3 protein-coding genes are annotated in these 3,618 nt (G+C 38.9%); 1 reads left to right on the plus strand and 2 read right to left on the minus strand.

What is annotated here, in order from left to right:
• Positions 1–465: 465 nt before the first annotated feature.
• A complete protein-coding gene (locus tag ACFWE9_RS26285) occupies positions 466–1,389 on the minus strand; it encodes an NAD(P)-dependent alcohol dehydrogenase (RefSeq protein ID WP_230160007.1) in 924 nt (307 codons plus the stop codon).
• Positions 1,390–1,712: 323 nt separating this feature from the next.
• Here ACFWE9_RS26285 and ACFWE9_RS26290 point away from each other — a divergent pair, with 323 nt between their 5' ends.
• Entirely contained in the window at positions 1,713–2,282 is a 570-nt protein-coding gene (locus ACFWE9_RS26290; protein ID WP_230160005.1) for a dihydrofolate reductase family protein, read from the plus strand.
• A 365-nt stretch (positions 2,283–2,647) separates the two neighbouring features.
• On the opposite strand, the gene ACFWE9_RS26295 is transcribed toward ACFWE9_RS26290, so the two are convergent.
• A complete protein-coding gene (locus ACFWE9_RS26295; protein WP_230160003.1) occupies positions 2,648–3,532 on the minus strand; it encodes a LysR family transcriptional regulator in 885 nt (294 codons plus the stop codon).
• Positions 3,533–3,618 lie beyond the last annotated feature (86 nt).

Here is a 3,618-nt window from a genome sequence, read left to right on the forward strand (position 1 = left end):
ATCTTAAAACAATTAAAAATAAAAGAGATTAATAGTTAAAAATACCTAGATAGTGTTAATTAATATTTATGATTAAATGCTAAACTCCTACGGAAAAATCCATAGGAGTATGAGGTTGGGTTTTCCAATTATCAGCAATTCTGTCCGTGTTCAAAAAATATGTTTCATACTCTCTCGGTGATCATGAATGGGGAGAAGGGATAATTATGGTCATTAGAATTTGTGTCTCTTCTCAACCAATGCAACCTATTAGAAACTCAAGAGATCCAATTATGAGCTGGAAAGCGAGTACCTGGAGTGGAACGCACCGTTCAAAGTAAAATCCCTCTAATTAGAAAGAACCTTAGGGTCATTCCTAATTCAATATAATGGTTTAGAGGAGTATTCTCCAAAATGAGAAAGAATTCCAGAATCTGTAACATGGGTGACGAAAGTTCCCAAAAAGCGGCGGTGTGCAAAGCGCTGTCAGGGTTTATCATGAACCAAAGTGATGACGACATTTCCCTTTTTATGCCCTTGTTCTACATATCGATGAGCTTCGGGAATCTGCTCCAGCGGGTAGCGTTTATCAATGACCGATTTTATTTTTCCAGTTTCGATTAGCTCTTTGAGGAATAGTAAATCTTCCGAAAGAATCTTTGCTATTCCTTGCCCTTCAACGGACACATATCGCCCGTTCGGGGTTAGTGCTTTCTTGCAAGTGGCTTTCGAGCTTTTACCGACTGCATCAAAGATGATATCATATCGCTCTTGTCTTTCTGTGAAATCCTCTATCGTATAATCAATGACCTTTTGTGCTCCGAGTGATTGCACCAATTCAAAATTAGCGGCACTGCATACTCCGGTAACTTCTGTTCCAAAGTATTTGGCCAGCTGTACGGCTGAAGTCCCTACCGAACCTGATGCACCGTAGATGAGGACTTTTTGTCCTTCCTGGATATTTCCTTTTCTGAAAAAATGCAGGGCTGTCGTTCCCCCAAAAGAAATGGCGGCGGCTTCCTCATAGGTGACATTATCAGGCTTCATCGCGATTGCCCCGTCTTCAGGTAAGCATGTGTATTCGGCATGAGCCCCAAAATTCATGCCAGTCATGGCAAAAATCTGGTCGCCCTTTTTGAATTTTTTCACATTCCTGCCCGTTTCCTCTATCTCCCCGGCCAATTCCACTCCCAGTATCGATTTTCGCGGTTTCCTAAGACCCAGGAAGATTCGCATCGGCAGCCATAACAAGAAAGGACTATTGAAACTCCGGACTCTTATGTCCCCTGAAGCCACTGTTGCCGCATGTACTTTCACCAGAACTTCGTTGTCCTTGGGAGTTGGTTTTGCTACCTCTTTGAGTTCCAGTACATCGGGTGAACCGTATTTGGTGCATACCATTGCTTTCATCGCGAGTCTCCTTAGTTTTTGATTCAATCTTTTAATACTATGTTAGAAGCTGTAAGATAAAACTAACGTAACTGAAGTAACTTCGGATGAAATGGTGAAAAGCAGTGAGATTCATGGGGAATTCCGGGAACAATAGATTTTCACTTCGCCGGTTGTAATGTCCCTGAGGTCATCCAAGAGTACGTTCCATTCGGGTAATGTGCGAAGGCTTTTGGCTTTGCTGGTACACGATTTGTCCAGCATCGGTCAGGGGCAAGTGTCTCGTTGAGCGGTCGAAACCTTATGAGTAAGTGAAATTCTATAAGACAAAAGGAGATGAAAGTATGGCCATTAACGAAAGACCAAGAAGAATAATTTTAGATTTAGCCGTTACTTTAGATGGATTTATTGAAGGACCGAAAGGGGAAGTTGACTGGTGCATTATGGACTCTGAAATGGGGTTCATTGATTTCTTAAATCATATTGATACTATTTTTTATGGGAGAAAAAGCTATGATTTATGGGGACAATATACTCCAGAAAATGAGATGTCTGATACTGAAAAAGAAATTTGGAAATTAGTTCATGGCAAAGAAAAATTTATATTTTCTAAAACAAAAAAAAGGACTGATAATAAAGTAACAATCATAAATGATAATATTGTTGAAGAAGTAAATAAATTAAAGAAAAAGCCTGGTAAAGACATCTGGCTTTATGGAGGGGCAAGTCTTATTACATCTTTTATAAGATTGGGGTTGGTTGATGAATTTAGGTTATCTGTTCACCCTGTTATTTTAGGGGAAGGAAAACCTTTGTTTATTGACATAAAGGAGAGATTGAATCTAAAACTGGTTAATACAAAAAGCTTTTCCTCTGGCGTTGTTCAACTTTGCTATCATCTTAATGAAGAGTAATGGATAAGCATAATAATAGGCTTAATCCAAGGTGAAAATAAATTTCTTCAATACTACTGGGAAAGTTTGCGGCATAAGGATCATTGAAATGATCAAAAACTTTGTGATCTGAAAGGGTCGTTTTTTATTGTCCTAAATGTAATAAAACCCTGTTTATTATGGGTGGAATTTCAAGTAAATTATTTAACCATAATTCTTTTATCTAAAAATTATAAAACGCTGTTCTTCCATTATTAACGTAGGAAGTAGCAGCGTTTTTTTGTTATGGGTTTAAAATGACAACTTAAATGGAGACCCAATGTAATTTAGAACATTTGACTTTAATGTCAGAAAATCGATAGGTAATTCTTTAAGGATAGCTAAATTTACAAGCTAACTCCCTCATTCAGCATCTTCAATAATTCTTTCAAGGCGTAGGAATGGTAGGCGTCTTTTTTAGTGATGATCCCTAGTTTCCAGTGAAGGTTCGAGTTTTTTAACGGGATGATTTTCACATTTTCGTTCGTTTGTTTATGATAAATCGATCTAGGTAAGAGGGTGATGCCGAGCTTGGATGAGACGAGCTCGATGATTAAATCCCATTGTGAGCTTTGGTATGAGATGTCTGGGGTGAATCCCTCTTTTTCACATGCCTGGATAATGTAATCATGTAAAGTGAAGTCTTCTGAAAAAAGGATGAACTTCTCGTCTTTCAATTCAGTCAAGGAGACGGCTGGTTTGTGGGCAAGTTTGTGATCTTCGTGAAGGAATAAAATGAATTCATCTTCAATGAAGGGGTAGATATTAAAGTTTGCTTCACTGGCTGGCAATACGACGATGCCTAGATCTATTTGGCCTTCTTCGACAAGCTTGCCGATCAGCTTGGCGCCCAATTCAACCAACTCGAGGGAAACTTTCGGATAACGTTTCTGAAAATTGCGGGCAATTTTCGGGAAAAACAGGGTACCGATTAGCGGAGGGATGCCAATTTTCACAACACCTGCGTTTATGTCCCTGAGATCATCCAAGAGTACGTTCAATTCGGATAAAGCCGCGAAAGCTTTTTGGCTTTGCTGGTAGACGACTTGTCCGGCATCCGTCAGGCGCAAGTGTCTCGTCGAGCGGTCGAATAGCTCCACACGCAGTTCTTCTTCGAGTTTTTTGACGGCTTTACTTAAGGAAGGCTGTGTTAAATAAGATTTTGCCGCAGCATTTGTAAAGCTTTTATGTAACGCTACTTCCATAAATGATTTTAAATCTCGTAATTCCATATCTGTCTCCTATTTATTCGATATAAGCATAAAATATATTCTTTTTATTCATTTTACTTATAAATTAGGTGGATGTAAACTATATG

The organism is Peribacillus sp. NPDC060253, assembly GCF_042727425.1.
Lineage (GTDB): Bacteria > Bacillota > Bacilli > Bacillales > DSM-1321 > Peribacillus.

What these genes read in the sequence shown, in the direction of transcription:
- ACFWE9_RS26285 (WP_230160007.1), bottom strand. Translation starts at nt 1,389, where the DNA reads ATGAAAGCAATGGTATGCACCAAATACGGTTCACCCGATGTACTGGAA.
- ACFWE9_RS26290 (WP_230160005.1), top strand. Translation starts at nt 1,713, where the DNA reads ATGGCCATTAACGAAAGACCAAGAAGAATAATTTTAGATTTAGCCGTT.
- ACFWE9_RS26295 (WP_230160003.1), bottom strand. Translation starts at nt 3,532, where the DNA reads ATGGAATTACGAGATTTAAAATCATTTATGGAAGTAGCGTTACATAAA.